Origin of the sequence: Burkholderia sp. 9775_39 (genome assembly GCF_015712225.1) — a bacterium.
Taxonomy (GTDB): domain Bacteria; phylum Pseudomonadota; class Gammaproteobacteria; order Burkholderiales; family Burkholderiaceae; genus Burkholderia; species Burkholderia cenocepacia.
Genome location: NZ_JACCQC010000001.1, coordinates 183,043 through 208,506, shown reverse-complemented (window position 1 = coordinate 208,506; position 25,464 = coordinate 183,043). Strand labels below are relative to the sequence as shown.

Below are 25,464 nucleotides of genomic sequence, written 5' to 3'. Positions count from 1 at the left end.
GATACCGACATGTCCTCCGCCTCCGCCGACCTGATTCCGCCCGCGACATCCCGCTGGTTCATTTGCGACGTCGACGCGCTGCTGCGCGCGGGCGAGTTCGCCGCGCTCGACGCGCAACTCGATGCCGCGCTCGCCGCGAGCTTCGACGATCGCATCGCCGAAGGGCGGTACGTCGACGCGCTGCCGGCCGACGTGCAGCCGTGCCTCGACGCCGGCGCCGAGGGCCTCGCGCGCCTGCGCGCGTGGCAGGCCGCGAACCCGCGCTCCGCGCACGCGTGGCTGTGCGAAGCGCATTACTGGCACCACTGGGCCTACGAATACCGCGGCGGCGGCTGGGCCGAAACGGTGACCGAAGCCGGCTGGATCGGCGCGCATGCGTGCGCGACGCTGACGCTCGTCGCCGCGCTGCGCGCGCTGGCGCTCGCGCCGACGATGTGGAGCGCGCCGATGGTGATCTTCACGAGCGTGTCGTCGTTCGGCGAACCCGAGTGGCTCGCGCAGCTCGTGCGCGAGCGCCGCTGGCCCGTCACCGAACTGCAGCTGAACGCCGGCGCCGACGACGAAGCCACGCACGCCGAACTGCAGCAGATGTTCGCGCGTTCGGGGCTGAATCCCGACGTGCCGGTCGCCTGCCCGCCGGCATTTCCGGACGCGTTGCCGGGCCCGGTCCAGGGCAAGAAGCTGCGCAAGGAGAAGTGGTACTGGATGGAGGCGACGCTGCACGTCCACCCGAAGCTGTTCTTCCCGATGCGCACGTTCATCTGGTACATGCAGCCGCGCTGGGGCGGCTCGCACGATCACATCCGCGCGTTCGTCGCGTCCGACGCGTGCGCGCACCTCGATGCGGTCGAGAAGGACCGGCTGCTGCACGAGATCTGGCGCGACGACTACGCCGGCAACACGCTCGATGCGAACGACGACGAAGACGACGCACGCCACGCGATGACCGCGACGCTCGCGCGTGCGCAGGCCGCGCTGCATCCGTATCACCGGTGGGAAACGCTGCACTGGCTCGCGTACAGCCACTTCAAGCGCAGCGAGTACGAACAAGCCTACGCGCGGCTGCAGGAAGCCGAACGCAACGAGCCGATCGACGACAACCGCGCGATGGCGATGGGCTTGCGGCTGGCGCTCGGCCTCGATCCACAGGGCGACTGGCTGCCCCGCGCGATCGAACGTGCATCGGACGCGCGCGCCTGCACGTCGGCGATGATCCTGCGCGGCTATGCGCATCGCACCGGCACGTTCGGCTTCGCGCGGGACGACGCGCGCGGCGACGCCTGGCTCGAAGCCGCGCGCGAGAACGAGCCCGGCTCGCTCGCATGGAACCAGATCGCCACCGCGTTCGAGTATGAGAACCGGCGCCCCGCCGATGCCCTCGCCATCTGCAAGCTCGGCTACGAGGCGGGCGGCGATTCGTGCGGCTACCTGCTCGGCTGCTTCTACAAGGACGGCACGCATGTCGAGCCCGACCCGTACCGCGCCGCCCACTACTTCCGCGAATCGATGGAGGCCGGCGGCAACATGGCTGCGTACCGGCTCGGCTACACGTACCATCACATCGGGCAGACCAGCACGGACCGTGCCGAACGCGTGCGCATGCAGGCCGAGGCCGTCGAGGCCGCGCGCAAGGCGCACGAGATGGGGCATACGGACGGCCTCGAGTGCATGCTGATGTTCATCGGCGACATCGAGGATTATCCGTCGCGCCATCGCTACGTCGACGAACTGCGCCGACATGCCGAAGGCGGTCACCCTGCCGCGATGGCCGCGCTGTCGTTCTTCCTTGCGGACATCAACGACAAGTCGCTGTACGACTATCGCGAAAGCGTGCGATGGATCATGGGCGCGCAGGCCATCGCACCGGACGACGAATACGTGCAGAACATCACGCGCGTCAGCCACGAGGACGGCATGCTCGGGAAGCTGCGCTACAAGCTGCAGCGCAAGCAGATCAAGGCGCACGAAATTCCGGGCACCGACAACGCGATGGTCTGAACCCGGGCCGACGCACGCGCCCGCTCGCCGGCGGGCCGTGCGTGCATCATCCCGGCAGCCGCTCGAGAAACGCCAGCATCGCCGCGTTGAACCGTTCGGGCCGCTGCAGCGGCGCGAAATGGCTCACGCCGGGCAGGATCGTCAGCGTCGCGCCGGGGATCGTGCGTGCCAAGTACGCCGCATGCTCGGGCCGGATGAATTCGTCGTGCTCGCCCTGCACGATCGCCACCGGCACGGCGATCGCCGCGAGGTCCTGCGCGGTGTAATCGGGTTGCGTGCGCATCATTTCGCTGACGGCCGCGACGAACGCATCGAACTGGTCCGGTGTCGCGGACAGTCGCGCATAGTCCTTGCGATGCCGCGCGAAACAGCGGTCGATCAGCGGGCTCGGCACCATCTCCTTCGTGCCGCCCGGATCCATGTTGCACGCGAAGAAGAACACGCCGGCCGCGCGTTCCGGTGCGCGGGCGGCCAGCACGAGCGCGATGCACGCGCCGTCGCTCCAGCCGACGAAGCGTGCACGGTCGACGTGCAGCGCGTCGAGCACGGCCAGCACGTCCGATGCCATGCGTTCGTACGAATAGGGTCGGTCGTCGCGCGTGCTGCGACCGTGCCCGCGGCTGTCGATCACGATCGCGCGGTAGCCGGCCGCGAGCAGCGCCGGCACCTGGTTGCCCCAGTTGCCGCCGTGGCCGAGGCCGCCGTGCAGCAGCACGACCGCCGGCCCCTGGCCGAACGACGCGTGCCACATGCGTGCGCCGTCGTGGTCGATCCATCCTTCCGCGTCGGCCGCCGGCAGCGGCGTGCCGCCGTGCGCGTCGAAGCGAACGAGTTCGTCGTCGGGTTCCGCATGCATCGTTCAGCCGTCCTCGAGAGGGAGACGAGCTTGCGATTGTAATGCGGGCGGCCGACGTGCCGCCGCGGGCGCTCAGGCCTGCGTCGACACCAGCCCGCCCGACGGCGAGCCGCCGGATTTTTCGAGCGCCGCCGCGAGTTGCGAGATGGCCGTCGCGAGCGCAGCCGAAATCGCGCTGGCTTCCGCGCTCAGCGACTGCTGTTCGACGGCCGCGGCCGGGTCGTCCTTCGCGCGCTGCGCCGCGGTGGCCATCTGCCGCTCCAGCGTCGCGAGCTGCTTCTGCAGCCGCTCGATCAGCGCCTTCAACTGCGCGACCGCCGGGTCTTCCGACGATGCGCCCGCCGCGCCGAGCGTTTCGCCGGTGGCGCCGGTCGAATCCTTCGTGCCGGTGGTACGGGTCGTGTCGGTCGCGCCCGTGGCGCCGGTCGTGCCCGTCGTGCTCGCTGCATCCGTCGTGCCGCCGCTGGACGACGTCGCGGCGGGTGCGTTCGCGGTCACGCCGCTGTCCGCGAGCGGGGATCGCGCGGTCGTGGAGAAATCGATCTGCATCGTGTCGGTCCGTGTGTCGGTAAACGAAGTGACAAGGGCGAAAATCGCCTTCCAGTTCGTTTACGGCATTCGTCACACGAAACTTGAATATCGGGGCCGGGTGGATTGCCCCGCGCGCACTCCAATCGACCGCGAAAGGGCCAGATTGGCAGGCGGGCGGCGCTGGTAGAATCGCTGCTTCGCCGGCTGGATACGCACGTCGACCGCCTCCGTCGGGCCCGAACGCGCCACGGCCGCCGGCTTCGACTCTCCGCGCCGTTGCACGCGGCATGCAACCTGTGCCGACGCCGCAATCGCGGCTTTCCGGGTCGCCTTTTCCGTTCGTCTGCCCTGCGTCCCCCCGCTCATCCACGCGAGCGGCGAACGCCGTGCGGCATGCATTCGCTTCATCACGCATTCGAGGAACACACGATGGCCCGCATCGGCGCCTTCTGCATCACGACGTGGCTTGCCGCCGCGATTCTCTACTTCGGCCAGCACTCCGTCGCGATGATCGTGCTCAGCGGTGTCGTGGTCTTCGGCGGGTTCGATCTGCTGCGTCCCTGACGCACGTCGCGACGCGGGCACTCGCGAACGTCGCCACCGCCTGATCGACCGCCAGCGCGCGCTCGTTGAACCCGACCGGCACACCGCCGAGCCCGAGCCTGCAGGGCGGCCGATCGAGTCGCCCGTCGATCCGCAACGCGACGCGCGATATCGGGGCGCCGTTCGCATGCGGCAGGTCGATCGTGATCTGCCGCTTCGCGCCCGGCATCAGGTTCAGATAGTTGTCGCTGCAGAACGCCGGCAGGATTGTAGTTGTCCTCCATGATGGCATCGTCTCCGCGGATGCGCGCAGCGCAGCTGCCCTGCGGGCATCCCTGCCTTTATCGCACGCCGACCTGGCGCTGCGTGCGCATCGCAGTCGACGCGCCGCCGGCGGCCATCTGCGTATAGTCCGCGTTCGGCCCGGACGGCGGCGTCAGGTTGTCGGCGGCCGCCCATTGCGTCGGCGTCGCGGACAGCGCGTAGCGCATCGTCCCACCGTTGGCGATCTTGCCCAGCGGCAGCCATGACCCGGCATAGTCGGCTCCATTGACCTTCAGCGACTGGATATACGGGAACGCGGCACGGCCGGTATCGTCCGCCGCGACCTGCTGGTCGCTTTCGAGCCGCAGCGTCTTGCCGTTGCCGAGCCAGACCGTGATGCCGCTGAATTGCGGCGTGGACAACGCAAGACCCGCTTCCGACGGAATGACCGGGAACATGCCGAGCGTCGCCCACACGTACCAGCTCGACGTCGCGCCCATGTCGTCGTTGCCCGGCAGGCCGTCGCGGCCGGTGCCGAACGTCTGCGCCATGATGATCGGCAGGATGTACTGCGCCCCGCTCGGTTGCCCGGCCCAGTTGTAGCCCCATGGCGACTGGAACGACGGTTCGTTGCCGATATAGAGGCCGTTCGACGATTCGCCGCCGTTCAGGCTGCCGGAAGTCGGCACCGTCGAATACGGCGTCGTGATCGCGAACAGCTTGTTCAGCCGCGCGACGGCCGCCTGCTTGCCGCCGATCGCATCGATCAGCGCGGACCAGTCCTGCGCGAAGGACCAGAAGTAGTTCGGCTCCGTCGATTCGTGGAACGAACCCGGCACGAGCGCGCCCAGCGTGCCGGGCGCCGCACCGGCCGGCGGCGCGTTACGCGCGGCGATCACCTTGTTCGGGTAGTCGAAGATGTTGCGCCACCACGATGCGCGCGTGTACAGCGTGCCGATGTTGTCCGCCGTCACGCCGACCGACGGCGCGTTCAGCACGCTGGCAGGCAGCGCCTGCAGGAACGCGGCCGCCGAGCGGTCGCTCAGCACGCGCTCGATGGTCGCCGACGACGAATGGCCGTCGTCGCTCTGCGACAGATAATGGGCCGTCAGGAAATTGGCGAGCCCCGGCGCGCTCGCGCGGTCGTTGCACGCGCTCGACGGATCGAACACCGACTGCTTCGTCAGGCGCGCGGCCGACACCAGATCGAAATCGGTCGCGCCGAATTTGTAGGAACCGGCAATCACGTTCAGCGCGTTGTCGCCCGCCATCGGCGTCGAATCGTCACTGCCGTCGACCCAGTGCGGAAACGCGCCGCACTGCAGCCCGTCGACAACGAGCGACTGCATCATGTCGCTCGCTTCCTGCGGCGCGAGCATCGCAAGCAACTGCGCCTGGGAGCGATACGTATCCCACAGCGAGAAACCCGTGTAGTGATTGGCGCCGCCGCCTTGCGAGCCGTCCGGACGTTTGTACGCATAGTCCTTGACGTTCGCGGTGGCACGCTGCGGGACGGTGCCGGTCCGGTCCACCGAGGTCGGATAGCTGCCGTTCGCGTTCTTCGGCTGACGCATGCTGCGGAACTCGCCATTCGTGTCGCTGTAGAGCGTCGGCGCGCTGAATACGTGATACAGCGCCGTGTAGAACTTCGTGAGATTCGCCTTCTGCGTGGCGTTCAGCGCAGCCGGGTCCTTCGCCTGATCGATCTGGATCGTGTTGAGCCGGTCGTTCCACGCCGCGGAGGCCTTCGTCCGCGCATCGTCGAACGCCAGTTTTTCGCCCTCGGCCGCGAGGTTGGCCTGCGCGTTCGACACGCTGACGGACGAGATGCCGACCTTCACGGTGACGGTCTTGTCCGCATCGGTCAGGTCGAACTGCAGTGTCGCCGCACCGTTGCTCGCGGTATTCACCGACGACGTACCCGTTTGCTTGCGCAGCGGCTTGTCGAAGGTCGCATAGAAATACACGGGAGCATTCCAGATCGTGCCGTACGGCGTGCAGAACGCCGGCGCGACCGCCTGCCCGCTCATCGACCGGCCGTCGCTGGCGAGTGCGAGCGCCACGTTGTTCGCGGTGATGCTCGTGCTGCCCGAATCGCTGTTGCCGTTCAGCTTCGCATCGATCGAGAAAAAGCCCTTGTTCTTGTCCGTGTACGTGAAGCGCGCGAGGCCGGAACGCGCGGTCGCGCTCAGTTCCGTCGTGATGCCGTTCGCGAGGCGCACCTTGTAGTAACCCGGTTGAGCCACTTCATCCGCATAGCTGTATCCGACGCCGGCCGGTCTGCCGCCCGGCGCGATGGCGTTCGCCCCGTCGGTGGGCAGCATCGCGACTGCGCCCTGCCCCGGGCAGCCGACGCCGCTCAGGTGCGTGACGCTGAAGAAATCGATCGTACCGGTCGATCCGCCCGACGACAGGTAGCCGCCCGACCCGTTGAAGTTGTAGCGCGGCGTGTTCGGCCCGAAATCGACCATCCCGAACGGCACCGTGGCGCCCGGGTTCACGTTGCCCGCGTAGCCGGAGTCGCCGTTGACCTGCGTGCCGATCAGCGGGTTGACGAACTGCGTCAATTGCATATTGGTACGCGTGGGCGTCGGCGTGGACGGCTGGCCCGGTTGCGCTGGCTGCCCCGGTTGTCCCGGTTGCGATGGCCCCGATGTCGATGGCCCGTCCGTGCCGCCATTGCCGGCGGTCGACGTACCGTTCACGTCATCGCCGCCACACGCGGCGAGCGCCGCACACGTCAGTGCAGCGACGATCAAGAGTCGTGGATTTTTCATTTTCGTTTAGTACCGTTAATTAAACGAATCATCCGGCGTCGACGATGTTCCGACGCGCCGCCAGGCTTGCCACCTTGCGCGGCGCGACGCCGGCTGCCCCCCTAATCGGCGCCGCGCAGACTTCCGCTTGCGAATTTCCGGCGCCTGCCGCTACCGCGGCGGGCGCGGGCGTGCTGCCCACCGAATCGCCACCGCATCCGGCGCTCCCTTCCCGGGGACTTACAGTGCCGTAACGACTGTTTATTCGCCACAAGAAGTTTCCCGAATTTTCAGTTTGTTTAACTAAACAATTGGGAGTTAAGTGGCTTTGAGCACAAATTGCCGGCGTTTGTTGCGTTGCAACCAGCCGGAGCGGGATGTGCGGCGACGGGCGCCCGGCGACTCCGGGCGCCCCGTTCACTCAGGGATGCGAAAGAATTGACGAAGCGCGCGACGGCGCGTCAGCGCGGCAACGTCCTCAGCGAAGACGGGCCGCCGGTCAGCGCGATCCGCTTGCCCGTATCGCGCAGCTTGCCGCCGTCGACCGCATACAGCGCAAGCTGCCGTTCGACGTTGAACTGCACGATCACGTGCCGGCTGTCGGCGGTAAACACGATGCCCTGCGCGGCTTCGCCGCCGGGCGCCTCGCTCACCTTCACGGCCTGCCCGTCGCGGATCTCGAACAGCAGCACCTTGCCGAGTTTGTGGCGGCCCGGGTTGTCGGCCGTCAGGTTCGAACCGTCCATCGCCTGCACGGCGATCCACTTGCCGTTCGGCGAAATCGCGACGCCTTCCGGCAGCGACGGCACCGTCAGGTACTGGACCGTGCGGAACGGCACGCGCGACACGTCGATCAGCGCGACCGAATCGGCGTCGCCCGCGAGCGTGCCGGAGTAACCGGGCAGCCCCGCGAGCCCGACGTTGCTGACGACGGCCCAGCGGTTGTCGCTCGACACGTCGATCGTGTACGGCGCGACGCCGGTGCTCAGGCGCGTGCCGCTGTCGGTCACCTTGCCGTCGTCGACGTTCAGTACCGCGATGCCCTGCTCGTCGCGCAGCGACACGAGCGCATGCTTGCCGTCGTGCGTGAAGCTGATCCCGGCCAGCCGCTTCTTGCCGATTTTCAGGTTGCCGTCGAGCGTCACGTGGGTGCCGTCGATACGCACGATCGACACGCTGCCGTCGACGTTGGCGACGAGCGCGAGCCGGCCCGAGCGGTCGATCGCGATCCCTTGCGGATGCGTGCCGAGCTCGATGCGCGTGATCGCCGGCAGCGCGCTGTCGAGATTCACGACTTGTAGAAACGTGTCGAATACGAGCTGCTTCGCGGCCGTGTCGTAGCGCGTCGGCGCACCGACGAGCGCGAGCTTCGCGTCGGGCGTGATCGCGACGGCCTGCGGCGGCCCCTGGATACCGTTCTCGACGTCGACCTGCAGGGCGACCTTCGGCGGGAAGGTGCTGACGTCGAGCAGCGTCAGCGTGTCGGCGGGCGGGGCAGGCAGATAGGTGTCGCGGCCCTCGACGCGCTGGTACTTGCCGTCGTTGCCGGACACGATCCAGTCGGCGGCGTGCACGGCAACGGCCGTCGTGGCGAGGGTCAGCGCGGCGAGCAGGCGCGCGCTGCGCAGGCGGAAAGGATTCGAATGCATGGCGGTCGGTTCTCCGGATCGGTTGCGGACGCAATGGATTGCCCGGCCCTGCTGCTCGACGGGCCGGCGCTATCGGATGATGCCCGAAAGCGGGCCGACCCGGCGTCTCGCGCCCGGTCCGGTTCCGTCAATCCGTGCGTCGCATCCCCGATGACCACTCGACGACGTCGTCGAGCGGATACACCGGCCGCGCGAGCCGCGCGTAGCGAAACAGCCCGAAGTCCGAGCCCGTCACGCCGCGGCTGTCGCATTCGACCAGCGCGGACGAAATCGGCACGAACACCGGCCGGCAATACATCCGCGACTTCAGCAGCAGGAAGCGCGCGCGCCGCGGATCGACACCCACGCTCTCGAACACGCCGAGATCCCACGGCTCCTGCGTGCGCTCGGTGACGACGAGCGTGGCCGTGCCGATGTCGAGCACCGCCGCACGGCCCATGTACGCACGCTGCCCGGTGTACGTCGGCCCCGTGATCACGTACTCGCCGTCGGTGATCGCGCGCACGATGCCCGTCGCGCGGAACGGTTCGCGCCGCACGCCGCCGTGCGACGGCAGACGGTTGCCGACCGGCACCGTGACGGTAGCGCCGACGCCCGCGTCGATCAGCGCCGCGACGGCTTCGGGGTCGCACAACGGCCCGCTGACGATCCCGTCGAGCCCGTGCGCGAGCGCGGCTTCGAGCAGGTCCATCGTGTCGCACGGGCCGCCCGACATGCAGTTGTCGCCGTGATCGAGCATCAGCACCGGGCGGTCCGCGCCGTCGGCGAGCGCCGCGGCCTGGGCGACCGATTCGGCGAGCGGCGCGCTGCGATAGACGAATTCGTCGCGCGCATCCCAGATCTGCCGCGCGATGCGTTCGGCGACGGCGTCGGCCGCGGCGCGGTCGCCGTCGGCTACCACGACCACGCTGATGCACGGCGCGGGAATATCCGCGAGCGAGAAACCGGGCAGCACCGAGACCGCGAGCATGCCGTCCGCTTCGGCCGCGCACGCGGCTTCCACCGCGCGCCGCATCGCGCCTTCGGCGCTCGCGCTGCGCAGCGTCGACGTCATCAGCGGCGGCTGCCGCCACGCGAGCACGGGCCGCGCGCGGCCGTGCAGTCGGTCCAGCAGCAGCCGCGCCGCATGCTCGCCGGTCTCGTACATGTCGACGTGCGGATACGTCTTGAAACTGACGATCACGTCCGCGTTGTCGATCATCTTCTGCGTGACGTTCGCATGCAGGTCGAGCGCGACCGCGATCGGCGCAGCCGGCAGCGCCGCGCGCACCCGCGCGAGCAGGTCGCCCTCGCCGTCCGCGCTCTGCTCGGCAACCATCGCGCCGTGCAGGTCGAGCATCACCGCGTCGCAGCCTGGCGCGGCGGCGACGATCGCATCGCAGATCGCCGCATATGCGTCGGCCGCGACCGGCCCGCTCGGGTTCGCGGCGGCCGACACCGGCGTCACGATATCGGCGCCTTCGCGCTCGGCCGCGTCGATGAACGCGGCCATCGCGGTGCGCATCCCGCGATTCGCGCGATACGCATCGTCGCCCCAGTCGGGGCCGTTACGGCCGAACGCGGCGAGCGGCGTCGGCACCGGCGAGAACGTATTGGTCTCGTGGTTCATCCGGGCGATCAGGATCTTCATCGTGCACGGCCCTCCGCAATCCCGGCCGCGCCGAGCATCGCATGCAGCAGCACGTTGCAGCCGGCTTCCAGATGCGCCGGATCGGCATCTTCGATCTCGTTGTGGCTGATCCCGTCCTTGCACGGCACGAATATCATCGCGGTCGGCGCCACGCGCGCGAGATACACCGCATCGTGGCCCGCGCCGCTGATCACGTTCATCGACGACAGCCCGAGCGCGCGCGCGCCGGCGCGGACCTGCTCGACCAGCGCCGGATCGAACGGCTGCGGCGGAAAATACACGACCGGCTCGATGTCGATCCGCATCCCGGCCGCCGCGCCCAGGTCGGCGCATGCCGCGCGCAGTTGCGCGTCCATCGCCGTCAGCGTCGCGTCGTCGGCCGCGCGCAGGTCAACGGTCAGCGTCACGCGGCCGGGAATCACGTTGCGCGAATTCGGGTGCACGTCGACCCAGCCGACCGTGCCGCGTCCGTGCGGCGGATGCGCGCGCGCGATGCCGTTCACCGCACGCACGAGATCGGCCGCGACCAGCAGCGCATCGCGGCGCAGTTCCATCGGCGTGGGGCCGGCATGCGCCTCCATCCCATGCACGGTCACGTCGTACCAGCGTTGTCCGAGCGCGCCTTCGACCACGCCGATCGTCGTGTCGTGCGCCTCCAGCACCGGCCCCTGCTCGATATGCGCTTCGAAATACGCGCCGACGGGATGCGCGCCGCGCTCGTCGTCCGCACTGCCCGCGTACCCGATCGCGGCCAGCGCATCGCGCACCGACACGCCATCGCGATCGCATTGCGCGAGCGCATGGTCGAGCGTGAACGCGCCCGCGAATACGCCGGAGCCCATCATCACCGGGACGAAGCGCGGCCCTTCTTCGTTGGTCCAGACGGCCACCTCGAGCGGCGCGCGCGTGCGCACCCCGGCGGCGGCGAGCGTACGCAGCACCTCGAGGCCGGCCAGCACGCCGTAGTTGCCGTCGAACTTGCCGCCGGTCGGCTGCGTGTCGATGTGGCTGCCCGTCGCCACGGGCGGCAGGTCGTCCCGCTCGCCCGCGCGCCGCGCGAAGATATTGCCGATCGCATCGACGCGCACCGTGCAACCGATGTCCTTCGCCCACGCGACGAACAGGTCGCGCGCCTGGCGATCGAGGTCCGTGAGCGCGAGGCGGCACACGCCGCCCTTGTCGGTCGCGCCGATCCGCGCGAGCCGCATCAGACTGTCCCACAGCCGCGCGCCATCGACGCGCAAGCCGGACGCCGCGACGCCCGGAGTCACATCCTGTACTTGCATCGTTGCCATTCCTCGCATTGAAAGGGCCCGGCGCTCATGCGACACCGACGCCCAGGTAGCGGTCCTTCACGTCATGGTCGGCCGCGAACGCCGCGTTGCTGCCTTCGTAGACGATCACGCCCTGTTCGATCACGAAGTGGCGATCCGCGAGCTGCGTGCACACTTCGAGGTTCTGTTCGACGAGCAGGATCGCGACACCGGCCGCCTTGATCTGCTTCAACTGCGCGACGATCTCCTCGACGATCACCGGCGCAAGCCCCTCGACCGGTTCGTCGAGCATCAGCAGCCGCGGATGATTCATCAACGCGCGGCCGATCGCGAGCATCTGCTGCTCGCCGCCCGACAACTGCGCGCCGCCGTTGCGGCGACGCTCCTTCAGCCGCGGAAAGATCCGGTAGATGTCGTCGAGCTGCCACGGCGAATCGCGACGCGCGCCGAGCCGCAGGTTTTCCTCGACCGACAGCAGCCGGAAAATCCCTCGATGCTCGGGCACGAAGCACAGGCCGCGCGCGGCGATCCGGTGCGCCGGCTGCCCGGACACCGGCCGGCCCGCGAACGTCACCGTGCCGCCGGTCGGCGCGACGACTCCGGCGATCGTCTTGAGCGTCGTCGACTTGCCCGCGCCGTTGCGGCCGAGCAGCGTCACCGTCTCGCCTTCGTTCACGTTCAGCGAAATGCCCTGCAGCACGTGGCTCTTGCCGTAGCAGGCATGCACCTCCTTCACGTCGAGCATCATGCGCGGCCTCCGGTGATCATGTTGCCGAGATAGGCGCTGCGCACGCGCGCGTCGCCGCGAATCGCATCGGGTCGGCCTTCGACCAGCACGCGTCCCTGCTGCATCACCGTGATCGTGTCCGAGATGTCCATCACGATGCCCATGTTGTGTTCGATCAGCACGACCGTGTAGTCGTCGCGCAGGCCGCGGATCAGCGCCTTCATGTCGTCGAGATCGTCGATGCCCATGCCCGACGTCGGCTCGTCGAGAAAGATCGCGCGCGGCCGCGCCGCCAGCGCCATGCCGACCTCGAGCCGGCGCTGCTGCCCATGCGACAGCACGCCGGACGCCGTGTCGGCGAAGCGCTGCAGGCCGAGCCGCTCGAGTACGTCGTCGATGATGCCGTCGTGCGCGAGCGCCCCGCGCGGCGGCGTCCACGGATTGAGCGCCCGCCGCGATTCGACGCCCTGCGCGGCGACGCGCAGGTTTTCGCGCACGCTCAGGTTCGGAAACAGGCTCGTCACCTGGAACGAGCGGGCGATGCCGCGCCGCACGCGCTTGTGATCGGGTTCGTGCGACACGTCGTGCCCGTCGAACAGGATCGAGCCCGACGTGATCGGCAGCGTGCCGGTCAGCGTATGGAACAGCGTCGTCTTGCCCGCGCCGTTCGGGCCGATCACCGAATGCACGGTGCGCGGCATGATGCGCAGATCGACGCCGCCCAGCGCGGTGAACTTGCCGTAGCGCTTGACGATGCCGCGCGCTTCGAGAATCGCTTCGCTCATTGCCGCTCCTTGACCGTGACCACCGTGCGATCGCCACGCCGCAGCGACGCCACGACGCGTTCGCCCAGCCCCCACAACCCGCGCTGCATGAACAGGCTGACCGCGATCAGCACGAGGCCGAGCAGCAGCAGCCAGCGCGGCCACAGCGTCGACAGCCAGTCCGCGAACAGCACGTAGAACGCCGCGCCGAGCACCGACGCGAACAGGTTGCCCGTGCCGCCGATCACCGTCATCACGAGGATCATCTCGCTCGTGTGATAGTCGATGTTCGACAGCGGCGCGATGCCCGTCATCAGCGCGTGCAGCGCGCCCGCCAGGCCCGTGACCGCGCCCGAGATCACGAACGCCGCGAGCTTGAAGCGCTTCACGTCGTAGCCGGCCGCCGCCGCGCGCGCCTCGTTGTCGCGAATCGCGAGCAGCGTGCGGCCGAACACCGAGCGCGACACGCGCAGCAGCAGCCAGAACACCGCGACGAACAGCACCGCGACGAAGCCGTAGTAGCGCCACGGCGAATCCAGCGCGACGAGCGGATGCCCGAACGCGGCGAGCGCGGGGCGCGGGATGTCGAGCAGCCCGTTGTCGCCGCCCGTCACATCCGGCGTCGTATACGCGAGGAAGTAGAACAACTGCCCGAACGCGAGCGTCAGCATCACGAAATAGGTGCCGCGCTGCCGGATCGAGAACCAGCCGACGAGTGCGGCCGCGACGGCGCCGAGCACCGCCGCCGCCAGCAGCGCGACGCTCACCGATGCGACACCGCGCGTCAGCACCAGCCCCGCCGCGTAGCTGCCGAGCCCGAAGAAGATGCCCTGCCCGAACGACAGCAGGCCCGTGTACCCGAGCAGCAGGTTGCAGCCGAGCGCGGCGAGCGCGAACACCAGCACTTCGGTCGCGAGTGAGCCCGAACCCAACACGAGCGGCAACACGCACGCGGCGACCACCGCGAGCCAGCCTTCCGGCCGCTGCAGCACGCCGCGCCACGGCCGCGGGCGTTGCGACGCCGCCGCGCCCGGCGGCAACGGTTTCGACGAATCGATCATGCGGCCCTCCCCAGCAAACCGTTCGGACGCAGCAGCAGCACGGCCGCCATCGCGACGTAGATCATCAATCGCGCGCCTTCCGGCCACAGCGTGCTCATCAGGCTCTGCACGATGCCGACCAGCAGCCCGCCGACGAGCGCGCCGAGAAAATTCCCCATCCCGCCGACGACGACCACGACGAACGCGACGCCGAGCGCCTCGATCCCCATGAACGGATCGACGCCGCGGATCGGTGCGGCGAGCACGCCGGCCAGCGCGGCCGTCGCCGCGCCGAGCGCGAACACGAGGCTGAACACGCGCGTCACGTTGATGCCGAGCAGCGACACCATCTCCGTCGACTCGCTGCCCGCGCGCACCGTACTGCCGAGCCGCGTGCCTTCGAGCACCCACCACAGCAGCGCGGCGAGCACGGCCGTGAAGCCGATCACGAACAGCCGGTACTTCGGGTAGACGAAGCCGCCCCAGATCACGACGCCGTTCAGCGCGTCGGGCGGCGGCACGTTGTCGCCGAGCGGCCCCCACGCGAGGATCGCGCACTCCTGCAGCACGAGCGCGAGGCCGACCGTCGCAAGAATATGGAATTCGTGCTGCTGCGCGTACACATGGCGCAGCACCAGCTTCTCGACGATCCATGCGAACACGCCGACGACGAGCGGCACGAGCGCGAGCGCGACCCAGAAATTCGCCGACCATTGCAGCGCCTGGTAGCAGAGATACGCGCCAAGCAGATAGAACGCGCCGTGAGCGAAATTCACGAAGCGCAGCAGGCCGAACACGATCGACAGGCCGACGGCGAGCAGGAAATACAGCATGCCCACGCCGATGCCGTTGACGATCTGCAGCAGATAGACGTTCATGGCTTCCGTGTCGGAGAGGAAGGTAACGGACGCCCGCGGCGCGCGCTGCGCCGCGAACGCATGCACGGTGTCACGCGAGCTTGCAGCCCGTCTTGTCGAGCGGCAGGAACGACTGGCCGGAGCTGACGATGTCGGCATAGTCGTCCGCGTTCTTCATCCGGCTCTTCGGCTTGCCCTTCAGCAGGTAGTAGTTCTTCAGCACCTGGTGGTCGCCCTTGCGGATTTCCTCCGGGCCCGTGAGGCCGTCGTACTTCATCCCTTCCATCGCCGCGACGACCTTCTTCGGATCGGCGCTGCCGGCCTTCACCATCGCGTCGATCAGGATCTTCGAGCAGATGTACGAGCCCGCGAGGCTGTAGTTCGGGTTCGCCTTGAACGCGGCGTTCGCGCGCTTCACGAGATCGCGGTTCAGCGGCGAATCGATGCCGTGCCAGTACTGCGCGCCGAAATACACGCCATCGCAGATGTCCGGCCCGAGCGCCTCGAACTGCTCGAGGCCCGATGCCCACGCGAGCAGGATCGTGCAGTTGCGCTTCATCCCGAAGCTGACGGCCTGGCGCAGCGTGTCCGACGATTGCGAGCCGAAGTTCAGGATCAGCAGCACGTCCGGCTGCGCGGCCGCCGCATTCGTCAGGTAGCCGCTGAACTCCTTTTCGGCGAGCGAGTGATAGCTGTTGCCGACGTGCTCGATGCCCTTCTCCTTGAAGACCGCCTTCGCGGCCGACAGCAGGCCATCGCCGAACACGTATTGCGGCGTGATCGTGTACCAGCGCTTCGCCTTCGGCAGCATCTGGATCAACGGGCGCACCGTCTGCTCGATCGCGCCGAAGGTCGGCACGGACCAACGGAACGTCGCCGCGTTGCAGTCCTTGCCGGTGATCTCGTCCGCGCCGGCCGTCGTGATGAACACGCCGTCCGCCTTCTGGACTTCCTTGCCCATCGCCAGCGATTCGGACGACAGGATGCCGCCCGCGAAGAAACGCACGCCCTTCTGCTGCGCGATCTCCTGCACGCGCCGCACGGCCGTCGCGGGCTTGCCCTCGGTGTCGAGCGCCGTATAGGCGAGCGGCGCGCCGAGCACCTTGCCGTACTGCTTGACGGCGAGCTGCATGCCGAGATCGGCGTACTTGCCGTTGGCGGCGAACGGGCCGGACATCGGCACCGGGCAGGCAAGCTGGATGGACGCGCCCTGCGCGAACGCGACCCGGGACGACATGCTGCCGAGCGCGCCCGGCACGGCCGACAGCGCGGCCAGTTTCAACAGTTCTCGGCGATTCAAGTTGACGCTCCTCATGAGGGGGACACACGCGATACGACCGACTGCCAAACCGTGCCCACGCCACTCTTCGATGCGCGCCGCCGGTTGATCCTATTTATCATGATAAATAGAATGAACCTGATGCTAGAGTTGATCAAAATTGGTGTCAATCAGGCAAAATTCCGTACCCGCGCCGGGACCGATCGTCGACGATGACGCGGGCGCGCGGTCAGACAAAGGAGTCGTGAAGATGGTCATGGACCGAGCCAGGGCGGGCCTCGCGGTCGAAATCAAGCAGCCGAAGCGGGCCGACCTCGTCGCCGAGGAGATCAAGCGGCTGATCACCGAGAAGGACCTGAAGCCGGGCGACCGCCTGCCGCGCGAGGCCGAACTGCAGCAGCTCTATGCGGTGAGCAAGAGCACGATCCGGGAGGCGCTGAAATCGCTCGAGGTGCAGGGGCTCATCAAGGTCACGACAGGGCCGTCGGGCGGCGGGATGGTCGTCGAGGTGCCGCTCGACCGCACGCTTCAGCTGCTGCAGAACTACCTGTTCTTCAAGGACGTGACGATCGACGACATCTATACGGTGCGCAAGCTGCTCGAACCCGAGCTCGCTGCCGGCGCCGTGCCGCACCTGACCGAGCGCGACTTCGCGGCGCTGGAATCCAACATCGCGTGCTGCGACGGCGGGTCGGGCGTGCACGACCGCGGCCACATGCTGCGTCAGCGGCAGGAGGACACGACGTTCCACGACATCCTCGCGGCCGCGAATCCCAATCCGTTCCTGCGCTTCAGCTGCGAACTGATCAACGAGATGATCCGGCAATTGATCGAGTTCCGGAACGATACGCCGCTCGCCGAGCACAAGCGCTTCGGCGAGGCGAACGTGTCGATCCACAAGGCGATCCTGCAGGCCGCGCGCGAGCGCGACGTCGAGCGCGTCCGGGCGCTGATGGTCGAGCACATGACCGAGGCGCCCAAGCATGTGAAGCGGATGAAAGGGAAGCTGCGCGGGCGGTTGATCCTCGATTCCGAGATTCGCCGGCGGGCCGCCGCCGCGCCGGTTGCGGGACCCGATGCGGCCGAGGCGGACGCGGAAGAGCGCTGAGCGGCGGCACCGGCGGCGTGGCGTCGGGGCCGGCCGCTGCGCGGCGACCCCGCGGACTTCTTCCGCGCGCTCAGGCCATCATCGCGCGTCGCCTTCCGTGTACCCGGTCGTGCCCTTCGTTTCCAGATACTCGACGAGGCCGAACTCCGCGTACTCGCGCCCGTTCCCCGAGCGCTTGTAGCCGCCGAACGGCGCGGCCGGGTTCCATGCCGGGTAGTTGATGTGGACGTTGCCGACGCGCAACCGCGCGGCGATCCGGCGCGCGCGCTCGAGATCCTTCGACTGCACGTACGCCGCGAGCCCGTAGACCGAATCGTTCGCGAGCGCGACGGCCTCGTCCTCGGTCCGGTAGGTCATGATCGACAGCACCGGTCCGAAGATTTCCTCCGTGGCGATCGTCATGCCCGGCGTGACGTTCGAAAACACCGTCGGCCGCACGTAGAACCCGTCCGCGAGCCCCTCCGGCCGGCCGGGGCCGCCGGCGACGAGCGTCGCGCCCTCTTCGATCCCGAGCCGGATGAAGTGCCGGATGCGCTCGAACTGCGTGCGGCTGACCACCGGCCCGATGCCGGTTTCCGTCGAACGCGGATCGCCGACGACGGTGCGTTCCGCTTCCCGGCGCGCCGCCTGCTCGGCCCGCGCCAGATGATCGACGTGCACCAGCATGCGCGTCGGCGCGTTGCACGACTGGCCGCTGTTGCTGAAGCAGCTGCGCGCGCCGCGCGTGACGGCATCCTCGATGTCGGCATCGGGCAGGATCAGGTTCGGGCTCTTGCTGCCGAGCTCCTGGTGCACGCGCTTCACGGTATCGGCCGCCGCCTTCGCGACCTCGACGCCCGCGCGCGTCGAGCCCGTGAACGACACCATGTCGACGTCCGGATGCCGCGACAGCGCGTCGCCCACTTCCTGTCCGTAGCCGTGCACGAGGTTGAACACGCCGGCCGGCACACCGGCTTCGTGCAGGATCTCCGCGAACAGGATCGCGCTGAACGGCGCGATCTCGCTCGGCTTGAGCACCATCGTGCAGCCGGCCGCGAGCGCCGGCGCGACCTTGCACACGATCTGGTTGATCGGCCAGTTCCACGGCGTGATCAGCGCGCACACGCCGATCGGCTCGTGCGACACCAGCAGCGAGCCGGTCTGCGTGCTGAAGCGGAACGACTGCAGCGCGCGGATCGTCTGTTCGAGATGCGCGGTGCCGACCGCGGCCTGCATCGCCCGCGCGAACGCGATCGGTGCGCCCATCTCCTGGCTGATCGTCTGCGCGACTTCTTCGTAGCGGCGCTGGTAGATCTCGAGGACGCGCTTCAGCAACGCGACGCGCTCGTCCACCGACCAGCGCGAATACGTGTCGAACGCGTGCTTCGCCGCGCCGACCGCACGGTCGACCTCGGCCGCGTCGCCGATCGCGAGCCGTGCATACGGCCGCGCGGTGGCCGGATCGATCACGTCGATCGATCGCGCCTCGGCCGGATCGCGCCACTGGCCGTCGATATAGGACTGCTGTGAGGTTCGCATCGAATGCTCCCGGAATGACGGATGCCGCGCTCAGCGCGTCGCCCGCGCGTAGGTCTCGACGAGGATGTCGCGGATCTGCGCGACGAACCATGCGATCTCGTCGCGCGACATCACCAGCGGCGGCGAAAACTGCACGATCGGCGTGCCTTCGTGATCCACGCCCGCGCGGCACAGCAGCCCCGCGTCGAAGATCGCCGGCGCGAGCAGCGTCGACACGAACGCCTGCGCGCTGATGCCGGCCGCCCAGCGGCGCGCGACCTTGTCGGTCACGAGTTCGAGCGAATAGTGATAGCCGTCGCCGCGCACGTCGCCGACGCACGGCAGTTCGAGCAGCCCGTCGAGCGTCCGGCGAAACACCGCTTCGTTGTCGCGAACGTTCGCGAGCACCCCTTCGCGCTCCATGATCGCGAGGTTCGCGAGCGCGGCCGTGCACGCGACCGGATGGCCGCCGTAGGTCGCGCCGTGCAGGAACATCTGCTGCGGCCCGTCGAGCACCGTGTCGACGACCGCGTCGCTCGCGATCACGCCGCCGAGCGGCACGTAGCCCGACGCGATGCCCTTCGCGAACGTGATGATGTCCGGCTTCAGCCCGTAGCGCGCCGACCCGAAATACTCGCCGAGCCGGCCGAACCCGCAGATCACCTCGTCGGCCACGAGCAGCACGCCGTGCCGGTCGCAGATGTCGCGCAGCCCGGCCGCGTAGCCGGCCGGCGGCGTCAGGCTGCCGCCCGCGTTCTGCAGCGGCTCGACGACGATCGCGGCGACCGTGTCCGGCCCCTCCTGCACGATCAGCGATTCGATTTCGTCGAGCAGATGGCGCGTGAACTGCGCCTCCGTCTCGCCCGCCGGGCGGCCGTAGCGTTTCGTGTTACCCACGTGCCGCACGCCGGACATCAGCGGCTCGAAATGCTTGCGGAAGTTCGTCATCCCGTTCAGCGCGAGCGCGCCGAACGACGTGCCGTGATACGCGACGCGCCGCGCGATGAACTTGCGCCGCTGCGGCTCGCCGCGAGACTGGTGATACTGGCGCACCAGCTTGATCGCCGATTCGTTCGACTCCGAGCCGCTCGACGTGAAGAACACGCGGTTCAGGCCCTCGGGCGCGAGCGCCGCGAGCCGGTGCGCGAGCCGGATCGCCGGTTCGTGCCCGTAGCCCCAGTTGGTCGCGAATGGCAGCCGCACCATCTGCTCGCGAATCGCATCGCCGATCTCCGCGCCGTGGCTATAGCCGACCTGCACGCAGTACAGCCCGGCCAGCCCGTCGAAATAGCGCTTGCCGCTGCGGTCGACGAGCCAGCAGCCTTCGCCGCGGTCGAACACGGTCAGCGCGTTCTCGCGGTATGCATCGGCATGCGTGAAGTGCATCAGCAGATGGCGCTTGCCGAGCGCCTGCAGGTCCGCATCGAGATTGACGTCAACAGCGTGCATGGATCACTCCTCCTTCAGGGTTTCAAAACCGGCATCGCGCAGCCGGTCCTTCAATTCATCGACAGCGTCGGCGCCGGCCGCGTGAAACCGCGCGTCAGCCAGACGAGCTGGCAGAGCCCGACCACGAGCCAGCCGATGCCGACGTAGAACGTCTGGCGCGACAGCCCCGACCAGAGCCACACGTTCATCGCGAAGCCGATCGCCGGCATCAGGCCATACGCGATCCAGCCCGCTGCGTGGCGATGCTCGGGCCGGCCCAGATAGCTGCGCATCACGCACAGGTTCACGATCGCGAACGCGACGAGCGCGCCGAAACTGATCATCGTCGACGCGAGATCGAGCGTGATGAACAGCGCGGACAGCGACACGACGCCGACCGCGAGCGTCGCCCGCACCGGCGTATGCAACCGCGCATGCAGATGGCCGAACACGCATTCGGGCAGCACGCGGTCGCGGCCCATCGCGAACAGCACGCGCGTCACGCTCGCCTGGCCCGCCATCGCGCTCGCGAAGCAGCCGGCCACGTACACCGCGACGAAGAACGCCGACAGCGTGCGGCCGCCGACCCGCCGCATCAGTTCGAGGCTCGCCGAATCGAGATCCTTGAACGCGTGCCAGTCGGGAAACACCACTTGACCGACATACGCGATCAGCATGAACAGCAGGCCGCTCGCGAGCGTGCAGAGCAGGATCGCGCGCGGCACCGTGCGCCGCGGCTCGCGCGTTTCCTCCGACAGCGTGGTGACCGCATCGAAGCCGAGGAACGACAGGCACAGGATCGCGGCGCCGGCGAAGATCGCGCGCGCATCGCCGGACGACGGCAACGCGACGGCCATCGACAGCCCTTCGCCCGCCGCGACGTGCGCCGACGCGATCACGAAGACCGCGATGAATACGAGCTGGCTCGCGATCAGGATCAGGTTCACGCGATTGACGAGCCGGATGCCGACGATGTTCAGCCCGGTGATCAGCGCGATGCTGCCGATGATCCACACGCTGGCCGGCACCGTCGGAAAAATCTGTTTCATGTAGATGCCGATCGCGAGATAGCTGATCATCGGAATGAACAGGTAATCCATCAGCAACGCCCAGCCGACCATGAAACCGGCCGACGTGCCGAAGTTGCGGCTCGCGAACGTGTAGGCCGAGCCGGCGCTCGGCATCAGCCGCGCCATGTGGCCGTAGCTGCGCGCGGTAAACAGCATCGCGATCAGCGTGACCGCGTAAGCGGCCGTCAGATGCCCGTTCGTCTCGCTCGTGACGAGGCCGTAGGTCGTGAACACCGTCATCGGCAGCATGTACGCGAGGCCGAAGATCACCAGCGTCGAGAGTCCGAGCAGGTGCGGCTTGCGTGCGTCGGTGTCGCCGCGCGGCGCGTACGCCTCGAACTCGTGCATCGCGGCGGCTGATGCGGTTCGACCTGGCCTGTCGTTGTCCATGCTGTCCTCACGTGGGTGGCGTCCATGACTTCAACACGCGTGCGTCCGGCGCTGCCGGCGGGGCACGACTGGCAGAAAGTGTGGTGCGCCAAAAAATCGACGACGAATGAGAAAAGCGGACGTAATCGAGGGATATTTCCGGACACATCGTCGGGCATGGTGCCCTGCCGCCCTGCATGCTGCTGTGCGGCACTGGCGTTTTGCGGACATTCCGGCTATGTTCTGTGCGACCCCGTCACCGCATCGGCACCATGGACAGCCGTTCCCAACGAAACCAGAGCCGGGCCGAACGCAGCCTGCGTTCGGCGCTCGGCCTCGCGCGTCCGGCCGGACGCCAGGAGGATATTCCCGCCACGGTTCACGCGATCGCGGTCGCGCTGGACGAGTGCCGCGTGCGGCGCATCGACGGCGCCGCACTGCTCGAAGGCACGGGGCTCGGCGCGGACGAAGTCGCATCGCCGAACCTGCACGTGAATCGCGGCCAGGAGCAACGTTGCTTTCGCAACCTGCTGCGCTGCAGCGGCGTGCCGTCGATCGGGCTGTCGATCGGCGCGCGGCTGCATGTGTCGACGCTGGGTCTCGCCGGCTACGCGATGCTGATCAGCGGCTCGGTGATGCAGGCGTTCCGCTGCATGGGCCAGTTTCCGCTATTCATGGGGCTGTATTTCGACGTGCGTATCGACGCGCATGCCGGCGGCATGAGCGTGACCATCGGCCGCTACAACGGCGAGCCCGATCTCGAGGTGTTCCAGGTCGACATGTGCCTGTCGAGCCTGCGCCTGATCGTGTCCGACCTCGTCGGCAAGCCGGTGTGGCCCGAGCAGGTTCAGCTCGCGCGCCGCACGCCGCGCAACGCGGCCGACTACGCGCGCCACTTCGGCTGCCCGGTCGTCTTCAATGCGGCAGACAACCGGCTCGTGTTCACGTCGGTGAACGGCACGGAAGCGCCGCGCCTCGCGAACGAAGTCAGCTTCAATGCGCTGCACGGCCAGTGCGAGGTGCTCGAACGGCAGTGGGCCGCGTCGGTCGGCACGCGCTTCGCCGATCGCGCGAAGGAATTGATGGCGCGCGACCTCGTGCGGTTCAAGTCGATGACGGCGCTCGCCGGCGCGCTGCACCTGACCGAACGCACGTTGCGCCGGCGGCTCGACAAGGACGGCATCACGTTCCAGTCGTTGCTCGACGACGTGCGTCGCGACGAAGCCGTGCGGTTGCTCGACGATCATGCGTTGAGCGTCGCCGCGATCGCCGAGCGACTCGGTTACAGCGAACCGCGCAGCTTTCGTCACGCGTACCGGCGCTGGACCGGCAAGACGCCGCGCTCGGCGTCGGACACCGACGCGTGACGCGGATGCGTTACCCCTTCGCCCTGACGCGCCGCCGGCTCGCGCACCGGCGCGTCATGTCGACCTGAAGTCGCTTCGCCTGGCTTTCGAGGATCCGGCAGAACGCTTCGGTGAACGCACTACCCGGCCGCAGCGACGGGCGCAGCATCGCGATACGGCGCGGCGGAATCGTGTCGATCGGCACGAACGCGAGGCCGGCCGCATCGATCGACGCGGCGGTCAGGCTGTCGACGATCGCGCGCCGCCCGGCCAGTTGCACCATCCGGCACGCGAGCGCCGAACTCGACACGCGCGCGTGAATCGTGTGCCGGTTCTCGGACGCCGACAGCAGCGCCTCCAGTTCGGGGATGCCCTCCAGCGCATCGACGCTCGTCAGCCCGCCGGCTTCGAGATCGGCGAGCGTCACCGTCTGCCGCACGGCCAGCGGATCGTCGGCGCGCATCGCGCAGACGATCGTCGAATCGAGCAGATGCTGTTCGGTGACGTTGCGCATCGCGCGAAACGGCGCGCAGATGCCGAGATCCACTTGCTGGCTCTCGACGAGATCGAGCATCCGCTCCGCGTTCTCGATCGCGACTTCGACGAACACCTTCGGGTACTTCGCCTGGAACACGGTGATCGCTTCCGGCAGCAGCCGTTCGGTGACCGCCGGATACGCGCAGATGCCGAGGCGGCCGAGCGTGCCCGCGCGCAAGCCGTCCGCGAGTTCGTTGAGCGCATGCAGGCTCGCGTTGGTCCGCTCGGTCTGCTCGAACAGCAGGATCGCTTCGGCCGTCGGCAGCAACCGGCCTTTCTCGCGCTTGAACAGCTCGACGCCGAGGCTTTCTTCCAGCACCTTCAACTGCTTCGTGACCGCCGGCTGAGAGATGTGCAGATTGCGCGCCGCCGCCGTCAGCGTCCGGCACCGGACCACCTCGTACAGCAGTTCGACCTGGTGATAGTTCAGCGTTCGCCTTGCCATGTTCCCCTCCTTTCGACGCCGCACGATCGCGAGAGCATAACCCACGGTTATAGGTCGCGGTCCGACAATGTATTGGCGGAACAGGCCGGAATTCGATGAAATCACGGCTTTGAACACAAAAGCGGCCGCAACGGGCAGGTCAGGGGACACAACGATGCAGACAATGTCGAGCTCACGGGCGCACAAGCCCACCAAATTCCGCTGGTTCATGGTGTTCCTCGCGTTTCTCGCGATCGTCACCAACTACATGGACCGCGCCAACCTGGCGGTCGCGCTGCCGTACATGAATACGGAGCTGCACCTGTCGTCCGCCGAATCGGGCCTGATCCTCGGCGCGTTCTTCTGGACTTATGCTGCCTGCCAGATCCCGGCCGGCATGCTCGTCGACCGGTTCGGCGCGAAACTCGTGTTCGCGGGCGCGGTCGTGTGGTGGTCGGCATTCACGATGGCGACGAGCCTCGCGCGCGGCGGCGCGTCGCTGCTCGGCCTGCGTTTCCTCCTCGGCGTCGGCGAAGCCGGCGCGTTCCCGTCCGCGACGAAATTCGTCGAGCGCTGGTTCCCGCCGACCGAACGCGGCCTCGCGTCCGGCATCTACGATTGCGGCGCGCGCGGCGGCACACTGATCGCGCTGCCGATCTGCACCGCGATCATCACCGCGTACGGCTGGCGCGCGTCGTTCATCTTCACCGGCGCGATCGGCCTCGTGTGGGTCGTCGTCTGGCTGCTGGTCGCGAGCGAGTTTCCGTCGCAGAACCGCTTCGTCAACGCGGCCGAAGCCAAGCACGTCGACCAGGACGCACCCACCGAAAAGCACGCACCGGTCCGCATCAAGTGGGGCCGGCTGTTCACGTCGCGTGTGGTGTGGGCAATGTCGCTCGGCTTCGCCTGCCAGGGCTACGTCGTCTACTTCTTCATCACGTGGTACCCGACCTACCTGGTGAAGGAACGCGGTTTCAGCCTGCTGCAGCTCGGTTTCTACGGCATCCTGCCGGGCCTCGCGGGGCTGGTCGGCTCGTGGGTCGGCGGCTGGATCTCCGACCGCATCGCGGCAAGCCACTACGGCCTGAACTTTGCGCGCAAGTTCTGCATCGTCGTCGGGATGGCGCTGAGCGCGACGATCGGTCTGGCGGGGCTCGCGTCGCAGGCTTGGCTCGCGCTGCTGCTCCTGTCGATCGCGTTCTTCGGCGTGTCGGTCGCCACGTCGAGCATTCTCGCGCTGCCGGCCGACGTGTCCGCACGCGGCGAACGCTCGGTGGCCGGCACGGTCGCCGGGTTCCAGAACTGCATCTCCAATCTCGCGGGCATCGCGAGCCCGGCCGTGATCGGCCTGCTGAAGGACGCGACCGGCTCGTTCACGCCCGGCCTGATCTCGGCGTCGATCATGGCGATCATCGGATGCCTGATCTACATCTTCATGCTCGGGCCGATCCGCTCCGACGTGCTCGAACACGTGGTCGCCGACTGACGGTCACACGTTCACACGCGTTCGGCCCGCT

Annotated in this window: 21 protein-coding genes; 5 read left to right on the top strand and 16 right to left on the bottom strand. The window is 68.1% G+C overall.

Annotated features, from left to right (window positions below; all coding sequences use genetic code 11):
- Nucleotides 1-9 precede the first annotated feature (9 nt).
- Nucleotides 10-1,998, top strand: coding sequence for a DUF4034 domain-containing protein (locus H0X90_RS00860; RefSeq protein ID WP_227739752.1), 1,989 nt, complete (start codon nt 10-12; stop codon nt 1,996-1,998).
- Between the two features lie 46 nt (nt 1,999-2,044).
- Here the strand turns inward: H0X90_RS00860 and H0X90_RS00855 are convergent, their stop codons facing one another.
- Together H0X90_RS00855 and H0X90_RS00850 are read right to left on the bottom strand one after the other, a co-directional pair.
- Nucleotides 2,045-2,854 carry an alpha/beta fold hydrolase gene (locus tag H0X90_RS00855; RefSeq protein ID WP_048988535.1) on the bottom strand — a complete coding sequence of 270 codons (810 nt, stop codon included), beginning with the start codon at nt 2,852-2,854 and terminating at the stop codon, nt 2,045-2,047.
- 72 nt (nt 2,855-2,926) lie between these two features.
- Complete coding sequence (locus tag H0X90_RS00850; protein ID WP_006485202.1) at nt 2,927-3,403, bottom strand: hypothetical protein; 477 nt, start codon at nt 3,401-3,403, stop codon at nt 2,927-2,929.
- A 411-nt stretch (nt 3,404-3,814) separates the two neighbouring features.
- On the opposite strand from H0X90_RS00850, the gene H0X90_RS36005 reads away from it, so the two are divergent.
- Nucleotides 3,815-3,949, top strand: coding sequence for a hypothetical protein (locus tag H0X90_RS36005; RefSeq protein WP_006767081.1), 135 nt, complete (start codon nt 3,815-3,817; stop codon nt 3,947-3,949).
- Here H0X90_RS36005 and H0X90_RS00845 read toward each other — a convergent pair.
- The 10 genes from H0X90_RS00845 to H0X90_RS00800 form a co-directional block, all read right to left on the bottom strand.
- Nucleotides 3,903-4,220, bottom strand: coding sequence for a beta-mannosidase (locus tag H0X90_RS00845; RefSeq protein ID WP_171984171.1), 318 nt, complete (start codon nt 4,218-4,220; stop codon nt 3,903-3,905). The two genes, H0X90_RS36005 and H0X90_RS00845, sit on opposite strands and share 47 nt — an antisense overlap.
- A gap of 49 nt (nt 4,221-4,269) precedes the next feature.
- Complete coding sequence (locus H0X90_RS00840; RefSeq protein ID WP_171984170.1) at nt 4,270-6,765, bottom strand: glycoside hydrolase domain-containing protein; 2,496 nt, start codon at nt 6,763-6,765, stop codon at nt 4,270-4,272.
- 644 nt (nt 6,766-7,409) lie between these two features.
- On the bottom strand, nt 7,410-8,597 hold the full coding sequence (locus H0X90_RS00835) for a beta-propeller fold lactonase family protein (RefSeq protein ID WP_077190575.1): 1,188 nt from the start codon (nt 8,595-8,597) through the stop codon (nt 7,410-7,412).
- Nucleotides 8,598-8,724: 127 nt separating this feature from the next.
- A complete protein-coding gene (locus H0X90_RS00830; protein ID WP_077190573.1) occupies nt 8,725-10,227 on the bottom strand; it encodes a M81 family metallopeptidase in 1,503 nt (500 codons plus the stop codon).
- Complete coding sequence (locus H0X90_RS00825) at nt 10,224-11,513, bottom strand: Zn-dependent hydrolase (protein ID WP_077190620.1); 1,290 nt, start codon at nt 11,511-11,513, stop codon at nt 10,224-10,226. The genes H0X90_RS00830 and H0X90_RS00825 overlap by 4 nt, the downstream gene beginning before the upstream one ends.
- A gap of 34 nt (nt 11,514-11,547) precedes the next feature.
- On the bottom strand, nt 11,548-12,249 hold the full coding sequence (locus H0X90_RS00820) for an ABC transporter ATP-binding protein (protein WP_006485194.1): 702 nt from the start codon (nt 12,247-12,249) through the stop codon (nt 11,548-11,550).
- The gene (locus H0X90_RS00815; RefSeq protein ID WP_006485184.1) at nt 12,246-13,013 is read right to left on the bottom strand and encodes an ABC transporter ATP-binding protein; all 768 of its coding nucleotides are present in this window, start codon (nt 13,011-13,013) and stop codon (nt 12,246-12,248) included. Before H0X90_RS00815 ends, H0X90_RS00820 begins: the two co-directional genes overlap by 4 nt.
- Entirely contained in the window at nt 13,010-14,053 is a 1,044-nt protein-coding gene (locus H0X90_RS00810) for a branched-chain amino acid ABC transporter permease (protein WP_077190571.1), read from the bottom strand. The genes H0X90_RS00815 and H0X90_RS00810 overlap by 4 nt, the downstream gene beginning before the upstream one ends.
- Nucleotides 14,050-14,910 (bottom strand): branched-chain amino acid ABC transporter permease, encoded by an 861-nt coding sequence (locus H0X90_RS00805; RefSeq protein ID WP_077190569.1) that lies wholly within the window; start codon nt 14,908-14,910, stop codon nt 14,050-14,052. Before H0X90_RS00805 ends, H0X90_RS00810 begins: the two co-directional genes overlap by 4 nt.
- 70 nt (nt 14,911-14,980) lie before the next feature.
- The gene (locus H0X90_RS00800) at nt 14,981-16,189 is read right to left on the bottom strand and encodes an ABC transporter substrate-binding protein (protein WP_077190568.1); all 1,209 of its coding nucleotides are present in this window, start codon (nt 16,187-16,189) and stop codon (nt 14,981-14,983) included.
- 229 nt (nt 16,190-16,418) lie between these two features.
- Here H0X90_RS00800 and H0X90_RS00795 point away from each other — a divergent pair, with 229 nt between their 5' ends.
- Nucleotides 16,419-17,276 (top strand): FadR/GntR family transcriptional regulator, encoded by an 858-nt coding sequence (locus tag H0X90_RS00795; protein WP_077190566.1) that lies wholly within the window; start codon nt 16,419-16,421, stop codon nt 17,274-17,276.
- A gap of 78 nt (nt 17,277-17,354) precedes the next feature.
- On the opposite strand, the gene H0X90_RS00790 is transcribed toward H0X90_RS00795, so the two are convergent.
- Genes H0X90_RS00790 through H0X90_RS00780 form a run of 3 tightly spaced genes read right to left on the bottom strand, consistent with a single transcriptional unit; the run spans nt 17,355 to nt 21,661 of the window.
- Nucleotides 17,355-18,794: an aldehyde dehydrogenase family protein gene (locus tag H0X90_RS00790; RefSeq protein WP_077190564.1), complete on the bottom strand. Its 1,440-nt coding sequence runs from the start codon at nt 18,792-18,794 to the stop codon at nt 17,355-17,357.
- Nucleotides 18,795-18,824: 30 nt separating this feature from the next.
- The gene (locus H0X90_RS00785) at nt 18,825-20,222 is read right to left on the bottom strand and encodes an aspartate aminotransferase family protein (RefSeq protein ID WP_006484830.1); all 1,398 of its coding nucleotides are present in this window, start codon (nt 20,220-20,222) and stop codon (nt 18,825-18,827) included.
- 50 nt (nt 20,223-20,272) lie between these two features.
- A complete protein-coding gene (locus tag H0X90_RS00780) occupies nt 20,273-21,661 on the bottom strand; it encodes an APC family permease (RefSeq protein WP_077190562.1) in 1,389 nt (462 codons plus the stop codon).
- Nucleotides 21,662-21,912: 251 nt separating this feature from the next.
- On the opposite strand from H0X90_RS00780, the gene H0X90_RS00775 reads away from it, so the two are divergent.
- On the top strand, nt 21,913-23,007 hold the full coding sequence (locus tag H0X90_RS00775; RefSeq protein WP_077190560.1) for an AraC family transcriptional regulator: 1,095 nt from the start codon (nt 21,913-21,915) through the stop codon (nt 23,005-23,007).
- 10 nt (nt 23,008-23,017) lie between these two features.
- Here the strand turns inward: H0X90_RS00775 and H0X90_RS00770 are convergent, their stop codons facing one another.
- Nucleotides 23,018-23,968, bottom strand: a complete 951-nt coding sequence (locus tag H0X90_RS00770) for a LysR family transcriptional regulator (RefSeq protein WP_062885933.1) — start codon at nt 23,966-23,968, stop codon at nt 23,018-23,020.
- A gap of 163 nt (nt 23,969-24,131) precedes the next feature.
- On the opposite strand from H0X90_RS00770, the gene H0X90_RS00765 reads away from it, so the two are divergent.
- Nucleotides 24,132-25,433 (top strand): MFS transporter, encoded by a 1,302-nt coding sequence (locus tag H0X90_RS00765; RefSeq protein WP_006484820.1) that lies wholly within the window; start codon nt 24,132-24,134, stop codon nt 25,431-25,433.
- The last annotated feature ends 31 nt before the right edge of the window (nt 25,434-25,464 follow it).